Annotated in this window: 18 protein-coding genes; 15 read left to right on the forward strand and 3 right to left on the reverse strand. The window is 51.2% G+C overall.

Annotation, left to right across the window (positions count from 1 at the left end; translation table 11 throughout):
- Nucleotides 1-11: 11 nt before the first annotated feature.
- A complete protein-coding gene (locus A3OW_RS0118005) occupies nt 12-2,306 on the forward strand; it encodes a nitric-oxide reductase large subunit (protein ID WP_020564850.1) in 2,295 nt (764 codons plus the stop codon).
- A gap of 248 nt (nt 2,307-2,554) precedes the next feature.
- Here A3OW_RS0118005 and A3OW_RS0118010 read toward each other — a convergent pair whose 3' ends face one another.
- Nucleotides 2,555-3,196 (reverse strand): helix-turn-helix transcriptional regulator, encoded by a 642-nt coding sequence (locus A3OW_RS0118010; RefSeq protein WP_020564851.1) that lies wholly within the window; start codon nt 3,194-3,196, stop codon nt 2,555-2,557.
- A gap of 240 nt (nt 3,197-3,436) precedes the next feature.
- On the opposite strand from A3OW_RS0118010, the gene A3OW_RS0118015 reads away from it, so the two are divergent.
- The 6 genes from A3OW_RS0118015 (at nt 3,437) to A3OW_RS0118040 (ending at nt 8,802) form a co-directional block, all read left to right on the forward strand.
- Nucleotides 3,437-3,805, forward strand: coding sequence for a group I truncated hemoglobin (locus tag A3OW_RS0118015; protein WP_033412841.1), 369 nt, complete (start codon nt 3,437-3,439; stop codon nt 3,803-3,805).
- Between the two features lie 62 nt (nt 3,806-3,867).
- Nucleotides 3,868-4,854 carry a 2Fe-2S iron-sulfur cluster-binding protein gene (locus A3OW_RS0118020; protein ID WP_020564853.1) on the forward strand — a complete coding sequence of 329 codons (987 nt, stop codon included), beginning with the start codon at nt 3,868-3,870 and terminating at the stop codon, nt 4,852-4,854.
- A gap of 405 nt (nt 4,855-5,259) precedes the next feature.
- The gene (locus tag A3OW_RS0118025) at nt 5,260-7,143 is read left to right on the forward strand and encodes an ATP-binding cassette domain-containing protein (protein ID WP_020564854.1); all 1,884 of its coding nucleotides are present in this window, start codon (nt 5,260-5,262) and stop codon (nt 7,141-7,143) included.
- 184 nt (nt 7,144-7,327) lie between these two features.
- Nucleotides 7,328-7,840: a hypothetical protein gene (locus A3OW_RS0118030; RefSeq protein ID WP_020564855.1), complete on the forward strand. Its 513-nt coding sequence runs from the start codon at nt 7,328-7,330 to the stop codon at nt 7,838-7,840.
- Between the two features lie 9 nt (nt 7,841-7,849).
- On the forward strand, nt 7,850-8,287 hold the full coding sequence (locus A3OW_RS0118035; protein ID WP_020564856.1) for a universal stress protein: 438 nt from the start codon (nt 7,850-7,852) through the stop codon (nt 8,285-8,287).
- Nucleotides 8,288-8,373: 86 nt separating this feature from the next.
- A complete protein-coding gene (locus tag A3OW_RS0118040) occupies nt 8,374-8,802 on the forward strand; it encodes an NINE protein (protein WP_020564857.1) in 429 nt (142 codons plus the stop codon).
- Between the two features lie 78 nt (nt 8,803-8,880).
- Here A3OW_RS0118040 and A3OW_RS29250 read toward each other — a convergent pair whose 3' ends face one another.
- Complete coding sequence (locus tag A3OW_RS29250) at nt 8,881-9,096, reverse strand: DUF7230 family protein (RefSeq protein WP_020564858.1); 216 nt, start codon at nt 9,094-9,096, stop codon at nt 8,881-8,883.
- Nucleotides 9,097-9,175: 79 nt separating this feature from the next.
- Here A3OW_RS29250 and mnmG point away from each other — a divergent pair, with 79 nt between their 5' ends.
- The 8 genes from mnmG to A3OW_RS0118090 all read left to right on the forward strand — a co-directional run bounded on the left by mnmG (nt 9,176) and on the right by A3OW_RS0118090 (nt 19,007).
- Nucleotides 9,176-11,047 (forward strand): tRNA uridine-5-carboxymethylaminomethyl(34) synthesis enzyme MnmG, encoded by a 1,872-nt coding sequence (gene mnmG, locus A3OW_RS0118050; RefSeq protein ID WP_020564859.1) that lies wholly within the window; start codon nt 9,176-9,178, stop codon nt 11,045-11,047.
- On the forward strand, nt 11,047-11,694 hold the full coding sequence (gene rsmG, locus A3OW_RS0118055; protein ID WP_020564860.1) for a 16S rRNA (guanine(527)-N(7))-methyltransferase RsmG: 648 nt from the start codon (nt 11,047-11,049) through the stop codon (nt 11,692-11,694). Before mnmG ends, rsmG begins: the two co-directional genes overlap by 1 nt.
- Nucleotides 11,682-12,449, forward strand: coding sequence for a ParA family protein (locus A3OW_RS0118060; protein ID WP_020564861.1), 768 nt, complete (start codon nt 11,682-11,684; stop codon nt 12,447-12,449). Before rsmG ends, A3OW_RS0118060 begins: the two co-directional genes overlap by 13 nt.
- 4 nt (nt 12,450-12,453) lie before the next feature.
- A complete protein-coding gene (locus A3OW_RS0118065; protein WP_020564862.1) occupies nt 12,454-13,311 on the forward strand; it encodes a ParB/RepB/Spo0J family partition protein in 858 nt (285 codons plus the stop codon).
- A gap of 501 nt (nt 13,312-13,812) precedes the next feature.
- Complete coding sequence (locus A3OW_RS28710) at nt 13,813-14,292, forward strand: hypothetical protein (protein WP_232422401.1); 480 nt, start codon at nt 13,813-13,815, stop codon at nt 14,290-14,292.
- Nucleotides 14,293-14,303: 11 nt separating this feature from the next.
- Complete coding sequence (locus A3OW_RS0118080) at nt 14,304-15,536, forward strand: hypothetical protein (RefSeq protein ID WP_020564865.1); 1,233 nt, start codon at nt 14,304-14,306, stop codon at nt 15,534-15,536.
- A complete protein-coding gene (locus A3OW_RS0118085) occupies nt 15,497-17,650 on the forward strand; it encodes a diguanylate cyclase domain-containing protein (RefSeq protein ID WP_232422402.1) in 2,154 nt (717 codons plus the stop codon). The genes A3OW_RS0118080 and A3OW_RS0118085 overlap by 40 nt, the downstream gene beginning before the upstream one ends.
- A 397-nt stretch (nt 17,651-18,047) precedes the next feature.
- Nucleotides 18,048-19,007, forward strand: coding sequence for a terpene synthase family protein (locus A3OW_RS0118090; protein ID WP_020564867.1), 960 nt, complete (start codon nt 18,048-18,050; stop codon nt 19,005-19,007).
- 3 nt (nt 19,008-19,010) lie between these two features.
- Here A3OW_RS0118090 and rnhB read toward each other — a convergent pair whose 3' ends face one another.
- Nucleotides 19,011-19,580, reverse strand: a complete 570-nt coding sequence (gene rnhB, locus A3OW_RS0118095; RefSeq protein WP_020564868.1) for a ribonuclease HII — start codon at nt 19,578-19,580, stop codon at nt 19,011-19,013.
- Nucleotides 19,581-19,596 lie beyond the last annotated feature (16 nt).

Raw genomic sequence — 19,596 nt, forward strand, 5'->3', positions numbered from 1 at the left:
AGGAGAGCACCATGAGTGTTGCCGCACAACCCCTAACGGCAGAGGATCCGGCGCTGTCTCCCTGGTGGCTGCGCACGGTATGGATCGTGATGATGCTGGGCTTTGCGGGCTTGATCGCAATTACTTCATTGGCCTATCGCAACGCTCCTCCGATTCCGGCCCGGATCCTCGATGCACAAGGTAGGGTTCTCTTTACCGGCGACGACATCCGCGAAGGCCAGGCAGTCTTCCTCAGATACGGATTGATGGACAACGGCAGCATCTGGGGGCATGGCGCCTACCTGGGGCCGGATTACTCGGCTGCGGCATTGCACCGCATCGGCGAGGATGTCGCCGAAGTTATTGCACAACAGCAATACCGGAAGCTCTTTTCCGCATTAACGCCAGGTCAGCAGGCCGCCGTGTATGCGCAAACCACAGTCGAGCTAAAAACCAATCGGTATGACGCGGCCAGTTCGACGCTGCATCTGACCCTGCCGGAGACTGCCGCCTACCGCCGACAGATTGCTTACTGGGCCGATTACTTCCTTGGCCCGGAACGTAATGGCGGGCTCAGGCGTGGATTAGTCAGCGATCCGACCGAAATACATCAGCTTAGCGCGTTTGTTGCCTGGACAGCATGGGCCTCGGTGACTAACCGCCCCGGTGAAAATTACTCGTATACCAATAACTTTCCGTACGACCCTGACGTGGGTAATGCTCCGATACCCGGCGCCCTGGTGTGGAGCGCTCTGAGTCTTATCATGCTGCTGGCCGGTATTGCAACGGTGCTGGTGCTGTTCGGCAAATTCGATTATCTTGGCTGGATTAGCGCCGGATCGCATGTGCACCCGTTTCTGTTGCCCGGACGAGCCAGCCTTGGCCAGTTGGCGCTGGTGAAGTTCTTCGTGGTGGTGGCGCTGCTATTTCTTGCGCAGACTTTGGCGGGCGGTGCGACGGCGCATTATCTTGCCGATCCCGGCAGTTTTTACGGTTTTGAACTGGATAAGCTGTTTCCGAGTAACCTGACGCGCACCTGGCATCTGCAAACGGCGGTTTTCTGGATCTCTACCGCTTATGTTGCCGCGGCATTATTTCTCGGCCGTTCGCTGCGCAACGATGAACCAAGGTGGTTTGCTGGCTGGGTGCATCTGCTGTTCGGTGCTTTCGTCACGGTCATAATGGGCAGCCTGTTAGGCGAGTGGCTGGGCATCTCGCAAATGCTGGGCCGGTGGTGGTACTGGCTTGGCAATCAGGGCTGGGAATATCTGGAGATCGGGCGTCTGTGGCAATACCTGCTTATAGCCGGGCTGCTGGTGTGGTTTGCGATTTTGTTGAAGCTGGTGCGGCCAGATACGTTAAGCGAGCCCTCGGCGAAACCATTGGTTAAGCTATTCCTGCTGGCTTCCCTGGCGATTCCGCTGTTCTATTTTCCGGCGCTCTTCTTTGACGCCAGGACTCACTTTACGGTGGTGGATACCTGGCGCTTCTGGATCATTCATCTGTGGGTCGAAGGTTTCTTTGAATTCTTCGCCACTACGATGGTGGCGCTGCTGTTTTATCAATTGGGGCTAACCCGGCGCAACGTCGCACTGCGCGTGATTTACCTCGACGCCATCCTGTATTTCGGAGGCGGTATGATCGGCACCGGCCATCACTGGTATTTTACCGGTCAGAGCGGATTTAATATGGCGCTGTCGGCGATGTTTTCGGCGCTGGAAGTCGTGCCCTTGACGCTGCTCACCCTGGACGCCTGGGATTTCGTGCGCACCACGCGTGCCGACTGCGACGACTGCGGCAAACCGATGGCCGTACCGCATAAATGGACGTTCTACTTTTTGATGTCCGTGGGCTTCTGGAATTTTGTCGGCGCCGGCATCTGCGGATTCCTGATCAACTTGCCTATCGTCAGCTACTACGAGGTCGGCACCCAACTGACGCCCAATCACGGCCATGCCGCGCTGATGGGCGTGTTCGGCATGCTGGCGCTGGCGCTGATGGTATTCGTGTTGCGCCAAACCAGCAGCGACGACCGGTGGATCGGCATCGAAAAATACGTAAAGGTCGGATTTTGGGGAACCAACATCGGCCTGGCTCTGATGTTGGCGATGAGCCTGTTCCCCGGCGGCGTGTTGCAGATTTGGGATGTCGCCCAGCATGGCTACTGGCATGCGCGCAGCCTTGACTACATCGGAAGTGAGCGGACGCGATTGATCGAATGGTTACGTCTGCCCGGCGATTTGGTGTTTATCCTGTTCGGAGCCCTGCCGTTGGTAATCGCATCCGTCAAAGGTTGGCTGAGCGTGTGTCGACAGTCGCCGGACTAGGGCATTTTCCTTGCTCGAAGGGGGGAATGAATTATCCCTTACTCTGTAGGCGGTGAACTCGAACCCAAAATGTTGAAATTCGAAATGGCGACGGCCATTCCATCCCCGCCTTTTTAAGTTTTCCTTGTTGTGAAGCGCCGAACCCGGACAAATTCTCTTCAGAATAAGACGGTGTTTTATATTCAGATTTGGCAGCGGCATGCGGTTTTAAAGGCGCCGTCCGGGTCTGAGCCGGATGCTTATCATTATTATTGCTCGGGCTTTTTTCTGACTCTGAAGCAGCATTTGGCGCCGCCTTTCGACATGCATTCGGTATGATCGATTTCCCTGTTCAACAACGTGGCGATCAGGGTTCTGTCAAACTCACAGATTTCCTCGTATTTATTGGCGAGGTCGTGATAGACGCAATTGAATGCTTCAATGCTGCGCTGCTGTTCTGCCGGGTCTTCGCGGGATCGGGTCAGAAAGCCCAAGCCGTCCATGACTTTTAACAATTCCTCGATCTTTTTTTCAATAGTCAGTCCTTCAAATCGGGGCAGCAGGCTTTGAGACAGGGACAGTCCCAGTTGGTGCAGATATTCTAAAAAGGCTTCATGGCCCATTTTCTCCTTGAGACTGGCCAAAATGAGCTCGGAAAACCAGGCGTACTGCTTTGGGAAGCTGTTGAATCCGGCTTCGGTCAACACGAAGGAGCGAACGGGACGCCCTGCGGTTTTATTTAGAGAGCCGAGCGTCACGTAGCCGTCGCGTTCGAGTTTATTCAAATGCTGCTGAACGGCATTTCGGGAAATCCCCAGCGCCGCGGCGATCTCGTCAATACACAGGCCTGCTTTGCTTTCGAGTAAAAGATCTAAAATTTGCTGTTGCCTGCTGCTTATGCCGTCGGCCATCAAAGTTTGCTCAATATGACTATTTAAATAATTAATCATACCCTATTTAAGGCTATTCAACCATAAAAGTGTATTGATTTTTTCGTTAGAGTAAATTGGATTTCGGCACGCCAGGCAATAATATGAAATATAAATATTGCAAAAGTTGAATATGTAGGTAGAATTATAGGGCAATCCTGGCTGGAAATGCCGGATTGATTGAAAAAACACAGCAATTTAACTATCAAGGAGAACTCCGAAATGAGCTTGAGCCTCTATGAAAGAATCGGCGGGGAGCCCGCAGTCAACGCCGCGGTGGATATTTTTTACCGCAAGGTTCTTAACGACCATCGCATCAACCGCTTTTTTGACCATACCGACATGGACCAGCAGATCGCCAAACAAAAGGCCTTCTTTACCATGGCGTTCGGCGGTCCGAATAATTATACGGGGAAGGACATGCGCAATGCCCATGCCCGTCTGGTCAAGATGGGGCTGAATGACTCCCATTTTGACGCCGTTATGGAGCATTTGGGCGCTACCCTGGTTGAATTGAAGGTGCCGCAGGATTTGATTGCGGAAGCCGCAGCGATCGCCTTAGGCGCGCGCGGCGACGTGTTAGGCAGATAAGGGCGCAGACAGGCCGTGATTTCCTTGGGAAACCCACGGCCTTACAAATTAGGAGTGAAAACATGTTTAAAATAGCGGTCGAAAAAAACAGTTACTCTTGCGGACCGGGAGAAACGGTGCTCGATGTGCTGGTAAGGGAAAACGTACCGGTTTCTTACGCATGCAAAAAAGGCACTTGCCATAGCTGTCTGGTGCGCAGCCTTGAAACACCGCCTCCGGCTGCCCAGTCGGGGTTAAAGGACACGTTGCGAGTGCAAAATTATTTTCTTGCCTGCCAGTGCCGTCCGGAACAGGACATGACCGTCAAACTGCCCGACCAGTCCGAGTTTTACTCCAACGGGACGGTGATCGTCCATCAAATGCTCAATAGAAATACTTTGCTGTTGGTGATCGCCTTTAAGGATGCGTTTGAATTTAAAGCCGGCCAGTTCGTCAATCTACAGCGGCCGGACGGGTTGACGCGCAGTTATTCGATTGCCGATATTCCCAGGGAAAACAACGCCTTGGAATTTCATATCCGACGCTTGCCCGGCGGAAGATTCAGCGAATGGCTACACCAGGAAGTTACGGTCGGCGATCAAATAGCGGTCTCGGAGCCCAGAGGGCACTGTTTTTATTTGCCGGACAGAAAGGATCAGGGAATTCTGCTGATCGGCACGGGAACAGGCCTTGCTCCTCTGGCCGGCATTCTGACCGATGCGTTGTCGCATGGCCATTCCGGACCCATTCTGCTTTTTCACGGCAGCCGAGAGATTGAAGACTTATACCGGATAGACGAGATGCGCGATCTTGCGGAGCGGTATCCGAATTTCCGTTATACGCCCTGTCTGTCCGGTAATCGTGTTCCCGAAGGTTTTGTCTGCGGGCGGGCGAACGACGTTGCGATGTCTTCGATTGCCGACCTGAAAGGCTGGCGCGTTTTTCTCTGCGGGCATCCGGACATGGTCAATCAGATGAAAAGGCACGCTTTTCTTAAAGGTGCCGCCACAGCGGATATCTATACCGACGCTTTTGTCCTGGCCAAGGATAACGAGCTGGCGGTTGCTTGAGTCGATCTTGTTTATAAAGGCTCCGCGCCTGTAGGCAAGAGCCGATTCGCTTCATTGGGCCTCGAATTCTTGGCGGGAATAATGACGGCCGACGCTTTTTTCCGGCCGGCCTTCTCAAGCCTCGACCGTGACGCCTGTCATTGAGCCGGTCAAGTCCTGCAGACCGGTCCGTTTGGTCCGAACAACGCCGGGAATGATTGAATGGACGGAGAATGGACAGGGGTGGACGTTCAACTTTTTCTCGAGCGGTATGTGTTATATCGGTCGGTAATTGGGTTTGATTTTATGACTCGATTGCCGATCTTATATTGATATAATAATCGGAATAACCAATCTTTGCGCCTGTGCCGATCGAACGTTCGCTCTTTCGTTCCCCAGTCCATCCGCTGTCATTGCCAAGCCGTTATGTTGAATTTTAAAAATATCGCCCTGCGCCGCGGCGCCCGGGTTTTGTTTGATCAAGCTTCCTTCACCATTCACAGGGGCCAGAAAGTGGGCATTACCGGCGCCAATGGGGCCGGCAAATCCAGTCTGTTTGCTCTGATCCGGAACGAACTGCATCCCGATGCGGGCGATTTTTCGATGCCGCCCGGTCTTGAAGTGGCCCACGTGGCTCAGGAAACTCCGAGCTCCGAGCGCCCGGCTCTCGATTATGTCATGGACGGCGACCGGGAGTTGAGGCAATTGCAGCGCCTGTTGCAGGAGGCCGAAGCGATCGACGACGGACTCAGGCAGGCGCAATTGCATGCCGCTCTGGACACGATCGGGGGGTACAGCGCCGAAGCAAGGGCTTCGCGTCTCATGAACGGTCTGGGCTTCAGTCCGGCCCAGGAAAGAAATGCGGTCGCCTCGTTTTCCGGCGGCTGGCGCATGCGTCTCAATCTGGCCCAGGCCCTGATGTGCCGCTCCGACGTTCTTTTGCTCGACGAGCCGACCAACCATCTGGATCTGGACGCCGTGATCTGGCTGCAGGACTGGCTTTGCAAATATCCCGGCACGCTCTTGCTGATTTCCCACGACCGGGAGTTTCTCGACGCCATTACCGACCACGTCGTACATATCGAGCAGAATAAGGCGGAGATTTATACCGGCAACTATTCGGCTTTCGAAAAGATGCGCGCGGAAAAACTGGCGCAGCAGCAGGCGGCCTTTCAGAAGCAGCAGCGGGAAATCGCCCATATTCAAAGTTTCATCGACCGGTTCAAGGCGCAGGCGACCAAAGCCCGGCAGGCGCAAAGCCGGATCAAGGCCCTGGAACGGATGGAGATCATTGTCCAGGCGCATGTCGATTCGCCGTTCAATTTCAGTTTTCCCGAACCCGGACGGATGTCCAATCCGCTGCTGACGCTCGACAAGGCCGACATCGGTTACGGTCAAACGACCGTAATTGAACAAGCCGATCTGTCTTTGTCTCCGGGCGATCGGATCGGCCTCCTGGGCCCGAACGGAGCCGGCAAGTCCAGCCTGATCAAGGTATTGTCGGGAACCATGCTCCCGTTGTCCGGAGAGCGGCGGGAATCGGCCCATCTGAAAATCGGCTATTTTGCCCAGCATCAACTGGAGCAGTTGCGTCTCGACGAGTCGCCTTTGTGGCACTTGCAAAAACTCGATCCTCAGGCCACCGAAAAGGATCTGCGCAATTTTCTCGGCGGTTTCGATTTTCAGGGCGACAAGGTTCTGGAAGCCGTCAGGCCTTTTTCGGGCGGAGAAAAAGCCCGTCTGGTGCTGGCCATGCTGGTCTATCAGAATCCCAACCTGCTGCTTCTGGACGAGCCGACCAACCATCTCGATCTCGAAATGCGCCAGGCCTTGAGCGTGGCGTTGCAGGATTATCAGGGGGCGATGGTCGTCGTTTCGCACGACCGGCATTTATTGCGGGCGGTCACCGACCGATTCTTGTTGGTGGCCGAAGGTCGGATCAAGGTCTTCGACGGCGATCTGGACGACTACCGGAATTGGCTTGCCGAGCAAAAGAAAGGCGAAGAAAAACCGGACTCCGAGAGTGCTCCGGGATTGACCCGCAAGGATCAGCGCAAGCTGGATGCCGAGCGCCGGCAGAAGATGAAGCCGCTGTACGACGCGTTGAAAAAAGCCGAAAATTTGGTTGAAAAATATCATAATGAGCAGCGGCAACTGGAAACGGCTCTGGCCGATCCCGCCCTTTATGAAGATTCTCAAAAAGACCGGTTAAAACAGATTCTGGCCAGAAAAGCGCAAATCGATAAAGCGCTGGAAGAAGCCGAGGCCGGCTGGCTGGAGGCCGAAGAACGACTGGAAGCGGCGAAGTAAGGCTTGATTTTCCTTCAGCCGATTCGATCGGCTGGGCCGAAAAAAGGAATTAAGCTGCGTTATTAATATAGGGAAGGTTACTTCGGCTGTTTAATCCGGCGTGCTTCGCACGGGCCGAAAATACGCTCGTCAGGGAACATGGCGGGTTGCGGCACGAATTATTTTTCATCGGGGGGCGGTATCAATGTATGAAACGATAAAATTGTTGTTTGATATCTGCCTTTTTAGAAAAGGACCCGCCGATATTCCTTATTCCCGGTGGCTGCAAAAAATTCTGCTCCTGACCTATGCCTCTGTCCGTTTTTTAATGCTGAATTTCGACATGGACTGGCGGAACGTGCTACTGCACATCGGAGTGGAGATCACTTTTATCTGGAGCTTCAGTTGGATCATGCTGTATTGTATCGGCAGATTGCCTCGCCTCTGCCAGGTAACCAGCACTTTTTACGGCACGTTTGCCGTGATCGGCTTTTTTACATTGCCGGCGTTTGCCTCGATCGCCATAGGACATGGCGGATGGCTTGTGTTTATAGTGATGCTGGCGATAACAAGCTGGTTTTGCGCGGTAACGGCGCATATTATTTACCATACTCTGGATCAGCGATTAAGCTTGAGCATCGGCGTGGCGTTTTTATTTCTTATGGGATCCTATCTGTTGCTGGATTTCTTGTTTCCCGACCGTTTCGGTATTATTTAAGGAGCTATTATGGGCAGCTATAAACATATTTTGTTGGCAGTCGACTTTTTTGATCAGAATCAGTCTGTTGCGGACAAGGCGAAAGACCTGGCGGAAAAATATCAAGCCAGGTTGAGTATTGTTCACGTGGTCGATACGCTGCCTATTGCCGATCCGGCTTATGAGATGCTGATGCCTTTCGATATGGATTTGACGGCGGAATTCATGGCTACCGCAAAAACCAAACTAATCGCGCTGGCCAAGGAACTGAACGTTGACGAAGCCGATCTGCGGCTGGAGGCCGGCAGCCCCAAACAGGAAATCATTCGCGTTGCTGAAGAAATCCAGGCCGATTTGATCGTGCTGGGCTCGCACGGGCGGCATGGTCTGGCATTGTTATTGGGATCCACCGCCAACGGAGTTTTACATTACGCAGGGTGTGACGTACTGGCGGTCCGTATACAATAAGCGCTGCGAAAATAACCGGTATTCAGGTCGGTACAAGCGACAAATCGCCGGGCGCAAAAAAATCTTTAATTTAGGTAAGTCAAAAAATGATTGGACATATTGAAAGCTACGATCCTGAGCAGCAAACCGGAGTGATAAAAAGCGGAGAGGAATCTTTTTCATTTCATATGGACGACTGGCTTTCGGACGTTCCGCCCGATGCAGGCGATGACGTCACTTTTGAACTTGAGGACGGCAAAGCCAGTCGGATCAGCTTGGTCGGCGCCTATCTGGAGAAACCGAAAGCGGTCAAATTTAAATATCTGGCGGGCGCTTTGTCGCTTTTTTTCGGCTGGGCGGGTTTGTCCCGATTTTATCTGGGAGATTATCGAATAGGGTTCGTTCAGATCGTCTTGACGGCGATTTTGCTGCGGTCGGGGTTTGTGGTTTTCGTCCCGCAATGGGGATTTGTGGAAGCCATTTTGCTGTTTTCGGGAAAAATCGATAAGGATGCCAAAGGGCGCCCGTTGAAATAAACGATGATCAGGATATCGAGACGATCGGCACGGGCGATGGGGCGCCGCCTGTGCCGTCGGGTGATTTAGGGAAGTGTGTCAATAAATCGGATTGGAAAAACCTGAACAAGAGGCATTTCCAATCGATCCTGCGGAATGGATTGGAAATGCCTCCTGATTGGCGTGTTTGGCTTTGCGCCGATATTGGCTCTTGTCTGCGAAGATTTTGGCCTTGTTGAAACGGCCGGCGTATTTGGCTACGGGGTTTTGCCCGGGAGAATTGGCTATTTCTTTCAAATTTCTACGTTTTTTCATACATTACCTCTTATAATACGGAACTGAATTTTTTCAGAAGAAAAGATTATAAATTTTTTAATTAGATTCCGAAACCGTTGTGAAATTCCAAAAAGATTTTGATGTGATCGTAGTGGGCGGCGGTCATGCCGGTACCGAGGCTGCTCTGGCGTCCGCCCGGTGCGGAGCGAAAACGCTGCTGCTGACGCAGAATCTCGATACGCTGGGCCAAATGAGCTGCAATCCGGCCATTGGCGGTATCGGCAAGGGCCATCTGGTAAAAGAGATTGATGCGCTCGGCGGCTGCATGGCCAAAGCGATCGATCTGGGCGGCATCCAGTTTCGTATTCTGAACGCCAGCAAAGGGCCGGCCGTTCGAGCGACCCGCGCCCAGGCCGATCGTAAACTGTACAAACAGGCCGTAAGACACATGCTGGAGAATCAACCGAATCTGGCTCTGTTTCAGCAAACGGTGGCCGACCTGATTGTCGTGGGAGACCGGGTGGCCGGCGTCAAGACTCAAATGGGCCTGAGCTTCATGGCGCAGGCGGTAGTTTTGACCACGGGCACTTTTTTAGGCGGAAAGATCCATATCGGCCTCGAAAATTACAGCGGCGGCCGCGCCGGCGATGCGGCTTCGATCGCTCTTGCCCAACGCTTGAGAGAACTGCCGTTCAGGGTCGACCGGCTGAAGACCGGCACGCCGCCGCGCATCGACGGCAGGACGATCGATTTCGGCAGACTCGAGCAACAGCACGGCGACGATCCGGTGCCGGTGTTTTCCTTTATGGGCAGCCGCGATCAGCATCCCCGGCAAATACCCTGCCATATTACCCGCACCAACGGTAAAACACACGACATCATCCGCGCCGGCCTGGACCGGTCGCCTTTGTATTCAGGCATCATTGAAGGCATCGGACCGCGCTATTGTCCTTCGATCGAGGACAAGATCGTACGCTTCGCCGATCGGGACACGCACCAGATTTTTGTCGAACCGGAAGGGCTCGATACCCATGAAATTTATCCGAACGGCATTTCCACCAGTCTGCCGTTCGACGTTCAGTACGCGTTCGTCCGTTCGATGCACGGCTTTGAAAACGCCGAAATCGTACGCCCGGGCTACGCCATCGAATACGATTTTTTCGATCCGAGAGATTTGAAGGCTTCTCTGGAAACCAAGCACATGCCGGGTTTGTTCTTTGCCGGCCAAATCAATGGCACCACCGGTTATGAGGAGGCCGCGGCTCAGGGTCTGATTGCGGGACTGAACGCGGCGCGCCATGTACAAGGTCTGGAAAGCTGGAGTCCCGGGCGCGATGAAGCCTATATGGGCGTCATGATTGACGATCTGATTACCCGGGGCACCCAGGAACCTTACCGGATGTTTACCAGCCGGGCCGAATACCGTTTGCTGCTCAGAGAAGACAATGCCGATTTGCGTCTGACGCCCAAAGGACGGGAGTTGGGATTGGTCGATGACGAACGCTGGCGTGCGTTTGAAACCAAACGTGCGGCCGTTTCCGATCTGCAGGAAAGCCTGAAACGGAAATGGATCCGTCCGGAAACGGAGCAGGCGGCGCTGGCGGAACAATACTGGGGCAAGCCGCTGCTGAAAGAGGCCAGTTTGATTGAATTGCTGCGCCGTCCGGAAGTCGATGTCAAGCGGCTGCTGTCTTTTCTTGAGGAAGGCGGGACGGTGTCCGAAGCGGTCGGCGAGCAAGTCGAAATCCAGACAAAATATGCCGGCTATATCGTCAGGCAGCAGAACGAGATCGAGAAAGCCTCGCGCTACGATCATTTGCGCCTGCCCGAAGCTCTCGATTATAAAGGAGTTCCCGGCTTGTCCAACGAAGTCAGCGAGAAGCTGAAGTCGCAACGTCCGGAAACGTTAGGACAGGCTTCGCGTATTCCGGGGATTACTCCGGCGGCCATTTCCTTGCTTTTGATTTATCTGAAAAAGAAAAGCGCCTGATGGAACGCTGCCGAAAATTGCTCGTATCCGGACTGGAGTCATTACAGTTTAATCTCTCCGAAAATCAAATAGATCAGTTGCTGGCTTTTATTCTTCTGATCGAAAAATGGAACAAGGCTTATAATCTGACGGCGATACGCAACCGGGAAGAGATGGTGAACCTGCATCTTCTCGATAGCTTGGCCGTGCTTCCTTATATCGAAGGCGGCCGAGTCATCGATATAGGGACCGGTGCCGGACTGCCGGGAATTCCGTTAGCAATAGCCCGGCCTGAAACCGTATTTACTCTGCTCGACAGCAACGCCAAGAAAACGAGGTTTGTGCAGCAGGCCGCTATCGAGTTAAAACTTAAGAATGTGGACGTCCAGTTGGGGCGAGTGGAAAATTTTCATCCGAAAACGACGTTTACGACTGCCATAACCCGAGCCTTCGCCACACTGCCTGAAATTGTCAAACTTTCTTCCCATTTACTCGAAAAAAACGGCATTTTATTGGCAATGAAGGGGCAAAAAGCCGATGCGGAAGTGGCGCAACTGGCAGCGAAATCCGATCTTATCCCGCTTTTGATTCCAGGGATAAAAGTTGAAAGATATGTGGTTAAACTAAAAATGCAAGATATGTCCGAGGAAATGGTGTGGGAAAAATAATTGCCGTAACCAACCAAAAAGGTGGCGTGGGTAAAACAACGACCAGCGTGAATCTGACGGCCTCGCTGGCGGCAGCCAAGCGCCGAGTGTTGCTGATTGATCTGGACCCTCAGGGTAATGCCGCCATGGGCTGCGGTATCGATAAACAAAAAGTAAGCCATTCAAGCTACGATCTGTTGCTCGAAACAGTGCCGGCCTCGGAAACTATTATCAATGTGCCGGAACTTGGTTTTGCAGTGGTCGCCGGGAATTCCGATTTAACCGCCGCCGAAGTCCATTTGATGCAGGCGGACCGCCGTGAGCGCCGGCTGGCCGATGTTTTGCTTCCGATCAAATCGCAGTTCGATTACATCTTGATCGATTGTCCGCCGTCCTTGAACATGCTGACGTTGAATGCCATGGTGGCGGCCAACAGCGTGCTGATTCCGATGCAGTGCGAATATTATGCCCTTGAAGGTCTTTCGGCATTAATGAGCACGCTTAAGAGCATTCAAAATTCGGTCAATCCCGAGCTTTACCTGGAAGGCATTCTGAGAACGATGTACGACGACAGAAGCCGTTTAACGAAAGACGTATCGGAACAACTGGTCGAATATTTCGGCAACAAGGTGTTTAGAACCTGCATTCCGAGAAACATTCGTCTGGCCGAGGCGCCCAGTCATGGGCTGCCGGTGCTGAATTACGATAAAACTTCCCGAGGCGCTGTGGCTTATATCGCCTTGGCGGGGGAATTGATTAGAAAAGAGAAAAATTGACGGCATGGTAGTAAAGAAACGGGGACTCAATCGCGGTCTGGACGCCTTGCTCGGCGAGGCGCCGTCCTCTGTAAAAGAGGAAACACAGCATCAACTGCAAACTCTTCCGATCGAGTTCATGCAGCGCGGCAGATATCAGCCGCGGAAAGACATCGATCCGGAAAAGTTGCAGGAACTGGCGGATTCGATCAAGGCTCAGGGTGTGATTCAACCGGTGGTCGTCCGGAAAATCGATCCGGAAAAATATGAGATTGTCGCGGGAGAACGCCGATGGCGCGCTGCCCAGTTGGCCGGGCTGCAACAAATTCCCGTGGTCGTCAAGGAAATAGACGATCGCACGGCCATGGCAATCGCGTTGATCGAAAACATCCAGCGGGAAGACCTCAATCCCCTGGAAGAAGCCGAAGCGTTAAGGCGTTTGCTCGACGAGTTTCAGATGACCCATCAACAGATTGCCGATGCGGTCGGAAAATCCAGGGTGACGGTGACCAATCTGTTGAGATTGATGGAGCTGCACCCGGAAGTGAAAAAACTGGTCATCAACCGGCAGTTGGAAATGGGGCATGCGCGGGCGCTGTTAGCACTGGAAGGCTCTAAACAGGTTGCGGTTGCCAATAAAATAGTCAAAGAAGGACTGACCGTAAGAGCGGCTGAACGGCTGGTAAAAGAAAGTCTGGAGGCCCCCAAGACTTCTTCGCCGAAAGTAATGGACAAGGATACTTTGCGGTTACAGGAACAATTGACTGCAAGATTAGGGGCCAAAGTCTCCATCGACCATAAGGCCAACGGTACCGGCAAGCTCGTCATCACTTATGCCAGTCTCGAAGAGCTGGACGGCATCATCGGGCAATTCAAATCGTAAGCCCTTTGTCCGTTTCCTGTCGAAACGGGAAAAGCCTTCATGAACTTTTCCCGTTCGCCCAAACCTCAGGATTATAAGCATTTTCTTGCCTGAGTTTTAGTTCTTAATCATTAAAGGCCGGAGTGTTTATGTCGAATATTCTTAAAAATAGTGTGAGATCTCAATGACTACCCCGGTCAATAAAATTCACTAGCCGGGATATTTGTACTATATTTCATTCTATGAAATATAGTTCCAGATTTCTCGATAGCCGAACTGACTCGTCCTGCCTGCCGCAACAGGAAGGAGAATGCACTCATGCCGCTTTCCCGATATCAGGAATGAACCGTTCTATCCGTTTGGAAACAATCTACGAGCTGTTCGACTCCGTACTTAATCCCGACAATAATGATTTTCCTCTCGATGAGGACAGGCCGCATGATTCCGAATGTTCGCATCTGATAAAGACGAGAGAAAACGCTACCGCTCCGAGCTTGTTTGCTTTTAATCTACGGAACGGATATGCGGCAAATTAACGATTATTGTTTATCCTTGCTATCGATTTTGGTTCGAGCGCTTTCCGGAGGGGCTGATGTTTCAATGGTTTCGTTTAAGAAATTATTGAGAGAACTGTTCATGTTTCTCGTTATTTTGCATCCTTCCGAACTACTCCTTGCAGATGAACTTAAACCGAAGGTATTAGATTCCAGCGGTAAAGCCAGCAGTCTTTCCCAGGAAACCATCAGGGAAATTTTCTTCATGCGTCTGAGTTCCTGGCCGGACGGCTCCCCTATCCGTGTATTTGTCCTTCCCGATAATAACCCCATACACGTTCAGTTTGCGAAAGAAGTGTTGGGTGTATACCCGTTTCAACTTCGATCCGCATGGGACCGCCTGGTTTATTCAGGCACTGGCGTGGCTCCTACCACCGTCGAAACTCAGGAAGAGATGAAAGCGCGTATTGAAAGGACTCCAGGCGGCATAGGTTATATCGGCAAATAAGGAGAATTTGAGTGAAAGTGATACTTCAGGTTTTTTGCCAATACAAAATAACTCAAAAGATCCTGGTTGCAATCATATCTTTTGGGGTAGCTTTCGAAGCTTTGGCTCTTGAGTGGCACAATGGGGATTGGCAGGTACACGGTTTCTTAAGCCAGGGGTTCAATTACACTACGGATTATCAGGTTTTTGGCTCCAGTAGGGATGGAAGTTTCGATTTTACCGAACTGGGCATTAACGGATCAGTTAAACTGACGCCCAATCTTTTAGTGTCGGCGCAAGGGCTTTATCGAAGTACCGGCGCATCAGATACGCAGGGAGCTCGTCTTGATTTCGCGCAGATCGATTACAGCGTACCTGTGCTTGATTCGGCAGCGGTGCTGGGTGTTCGTGCCGGTCGTGTGAAAGTTCCTTTCGGTCTCTATAACGACACTCGAGACGTGGTATGGACGCGGCCAACCGTACTTTTGCCTCAATCGATCTATTTAGATACACTCGCTATACGGCAAGCCCAGATTGCGGCCGATGGAGGCATATTATACGGACGATATACCTACGGAGATCACAGGTTCGGATTGGAATTTTTGGCGGCAGAGCCTCAGGATGATACGGGCGGCACCGCCGCGTTTCTGACTGGACTTCCTGATGCAGTAGGGAAAAATATGAGCGGTCGAGCATATTTGTTAGGAAGAGCCTCTTATGAATGGAAAGGCGGACAAGGGCGCTTAATGGCTACTGTAGTCGATCTGGATCGAGACTATAATTCCACATCGCCTACCATGCCTTCTGGCAACGTTAAAGTAACCTATCCATTATTTTCTGGACAGTACAATGCAGAGCACTGGTCACTGACGGCCGAATATGGCTGGATTGGTCTTCAGCGTACTGGTTTTACACCGTTTGTTCAGCAAAGCACTTCCGAAAATTTCTATGTGCAGGGTGAATATCGGTTTACACCGGATATTTCGGGAATACTGCGCTATGATGTTTTTCATGTCAATCGGGATGACCGGGATGGCGATCGAGCCTCGGCTCTGACAGGGCTGCCGCGTCATCGTTTTTACGCGCGTGACCTGACTGTCGGAGTGCGCTGGGAATTTGCGCGCAATTTTTTGCTGGCTGCGGATTATCACTATGTTAACGGTACGGCTTGGCTTAATACCACCGATAATCCCGATCTAAACAGTGGCGGCGGCGGTCCTGCCGATTGGAATTTATTTACTACAATGCTGTCCTTTCGATTCTGAGAGTTTGCATGGTGGTTAACGACGGTTCTAAAAAAAACAGAATACTTCGTTTTAACAGTCTGCATCACAAGGGGCTGTTATCTCTGAGTTTATTGCTGCTCACTTTAAGTGCCGCATTCGGAACCTTGAATTACTGGTATCTCAAGGTTCAATCTCAGTCTCAGCACGCGGCAACTCAAGCGGCCCTGCAGGCAGAGTTCAAAGGTCTGATCGATCATTCGGTCAACCGTTTGCAGCGTTTGGGCGTCGTGCTCGCCTCGCTCGGCAAATTGACCGGGCGTATCGATCCGAATGGCGGATCTGCCAATTCCGATCTTTTGAAACAACAATTCGCCAGTGTTCGTTATGAACTCGACGTTGACCATGTGATGGTTTTTGACCCGGAGGGTAATATTCAATGGGAATGGTCGCCGGAGTCGAGTAAGCCGGTTACCACGCAACAATTGGCTGATAAATTGAAACGGGTTCGGGAAACCGAGCAGCCGACTGTCGCCCTTTCTTGCGATCCTCACTGCAGTCTCGATGTATTCATGCCTTTGCTGGCAGCAGGCCGGAATGTCGGCTTTATTTCTCTTAGCCAGCGAATAGCGGATCTGGTATTGGAATTTTCAACCGCCACAAGTGCCGATGTCGCCATTCTAGTGCCGGTGACCGATGCGTCCGGCAAGGTTTTGCCGCGCTGGTCCCTACAAACGGCGGCATTGACCCACGGTCAAGAGCTAAAACCGATTATTGAACATCTTTCCGAACGTTATGCAACGCCTCTGGATATCCCTAGCGATCTATGGTTGCCATGGAAAGAAAAGAATTACAGCTTGCACGGCGTGCCGCTCAACAAAATCATGGATGGCGCAAACGGATATATTTTATTTATTTCCGATGTAAGCGCAATCACCTCGGCTTTACAGCAATACAAGCAGGATGGTCTGCTGTTGATGGGCGGCGCATTGATCTTTGCCGAGCTTTTCTTGTTAATGCTCATACGGCATCCGTTGTTACGGCTCAAGCATTTGGCGGATACGCTGCCTTTGGTAGCGCAAGGAGGCTATCATGAAGCTTGCCGGCAGTTAAATCCTCGTAGCCGCCTGGACCGAAGCCGGGATGAAATCGACATTCTGTATGAGACTTCCGTTAAATTAGCTCAGCAAATCGAAGAGAGTCAAATGGCCCTGGCATCTGAAAGGGATTTTATTCAGGGCCTATTGGATAGTGCTCAGGTCATGATACTTACCCAGACCGCTTCCGGCAGAATCCATACTGTCAATAATTTCATGTCTCACCTTCTTGGGCGTTCTTTCAATAATCTTCAAGGTACTCCTTTTATTGATCTCATCGAACAGGATTCGGGTAGAGAGCATTTCGAAAAAAACAGGGAAAATCTGTTTTCTTCCTCCCTTCATCGTTTGGAGCATGAAGCGACCGTCATCGGCGTGGATGGCGAAAAGCGTCATATTCTATGGGTTCATACCCATCTAGGTCATGGGCATAAGGATGACGTAACCGTGCTGTCGGTCGGTATGGATGCCACCGACCGCATACAAGCCGAAACCCGCAGTCGCTGGCTGGCTCACCACGACCCATTGACCGGTCTGGCTAACCGCCTGCGCTTTCAGGAAGAGCTGGAGCGCAGTTTTGCCGAATCGAACCGCAGCGGCATACCGACAGCGCTGCTTCTGCTCGATCTGGATTATTTCAAGGAAGTTAATGACAGCAGCGGTCATGCCGCGGGCGATGCCTTATTGGTCTATCTGGCCGACGAGTTGCAATCAAGATCACGTAAATCCGATCTTGTTGCTCGGTTAGGAGGAGACGAATTTGCTGTATTGATGCCGGCAACGGGTCAGGTAGGCGCCGAATCTTTTGCCCAGTCTCTGAATGAACGGCTATCGGAACGGCAATTCCGGTTTGGCGATAGAGAGTACCGCATATCGGCCAGTATCGGCATCGCTCTGATGCCTTGGCACGGCGAGAATGTGGAGGCTCTAATGGCCAACGTCGATACCGCCATGTATCAGGCTAAAAAAGCGGGGCGCGGACGTTGGCGTTTTTATTCGAAAGGTCAAAACATGCCTTTGTTTCCGGGCATGACGGAAAATTTGGTAAATATGAGATGAAGAGTATAAGGCATGAATACGCTAATATTTACTGACGTGAGAACGTATGACGAATTAAAAATACACTAAGCTTAGGGAGTGAATTTGAACAACCAGGTTTGATGTTACGAGACAGGGCATCCAAGCCGCCTATATACGGACGAATTGTCAGTATGAGCCGATCAAATTTTTAAAGGATGTTATTCTGGAATTTATGGCGAAGAAAAATTGTACCGTAAAACCTTGTGTTTTACTAGAGGCTAGGCTTCCCTTTTTCGAAAATCATAGCCGGATCCTCCTGCCGACCATGGTTGATCTATTAGAAGTAAAAGATTTCTCTTGCTCGGGCATGAAAACTGTCCGCAATAACAATAAAAATTCCGTATCAATTTTATAATTAACCCTGGGATGCAGTTATATGATCAACTTTCCTAAAATCCATTGTCCTATCCCAAGCGCTGTTAACCCGTATGCTGAAATCGTCAATAATCATACCTTGTCTTGGATAAAAAAATTCGGTTTAGTTCCGCACGAAGATAACTTTGATCTTGTAAGGAAATCTAAATTCGGCTGGTTACTGGCTCGCGCCTATCCGAATGCACCTCTTGAAGAGCTTAAAATAGTATCTGACTGGAATACTTGGCTATTCATTCGAGATGATCAATGTGATGAATCCGGCTTGGGTAAAGATCCAATTCTTCTCTCCCACGTACATGCAGACTATATCGAGATACTTAACGGACGATCACCGAAGCAAAACAGTTCGCCTTTAGCCCATGCGTTATATGATATACGTAACCGCCTAATGAGTAAAGTAACTCCGGCGTGGTGGGGGAGATTTATTTATAGTGCAATCGAATATTTCGATTCCACAGAATGGGAAGCTCAGAATCGGGCATTTGGCATTGTTCCCGATACGAAAACTTATATTTTAATGCGGCCATACACCGGGGGCTTATATACCGATATTGAGCTGATCGATATTACTGAAAACATAGATTTACCGTTGCATATCCGTAAAAATGATGTACTTCAGCGCTTGGCATTAAAGGCCAATAATGTTGTGTGCTGGTCGAACGATATTATTTCGTTTGCTAAGGAATCCAGGCATCATGATGTTCATAATTTGGTCGCAACATTGTTGTCTTCACAGCATTCTCTACAGAAAGCCATTAATTTGGCGACTGAAATGACTAATTCGGAAATTAGGGAATTTCTTGAGCTAGAGAAGAAATTGCCATCCTTTTCACCTGAAATAGATGCTCAGCTACAAAAATTTGTGGGAGTATTGCGATCCTGGATGCGAGGTAATCTTGATTGGGCCTATGAGTCGGAGAGATATGTCATAGAATCTACTGACTGCGTTATGGCATTATAAGTTTCAAGAGTTATTGTTTTCGAGTATCTCTTTTACAGGTCTAAAAGACTTTCGATGCACGGCCACAGGTCCGAATTTTTCAATTTCGGCTAGATGTTTTTGGGTTCCGTAACCTTTATGAATCTGAAATGAAAAGTCGGGATAGATGTTGCTGTAAGCACGCATGAGTTCATCCCGATAGACCTTGGCTACGATGGAGGCCGCGCTGATTTCCGGGACGGTTCGATCTCCCCGCACGATGGCTTGGGTTGGCATCGGCAGTACAGGCAGTGCATTGCCGTCAATCAATACGCAGTCGGGTACGACGGGTAATCGATGGACAGCCCGTTGCATAGCCAGTAGGGTGGCCTGCAGGATATTGAGGCGATCTATTTCCTCGACGTTCGATTCAGCTACCGACCAAGCCACAGAGCGCTCCTGGATGGCATGGAAAAGGGTCTGGCGTTTTTTTTCGCTGATTAGTTTTGAATCAGCCAGGCCGGCGATCGGTCTGGCCGGATCCAGAATGACGGCCGCGGCAACGACCGGTCCTGCCAAAGGTCCGCGGCCCGCTTCATCGACGCCGGCGACCAAACCTTGCCGTAAAAGG

The organism is Methylosarcina fibrata AML-C10 (genome assembly GCF_000372865.1).
In the GTDB taxonomy this organism is placed as follows: domain Bacteria; phylum Pseudomonadota; class Gammaproteobacteria; order Methylococcales; family Methylomonadaceae; genus Methylosarcina; species Methylosarcina fibrata.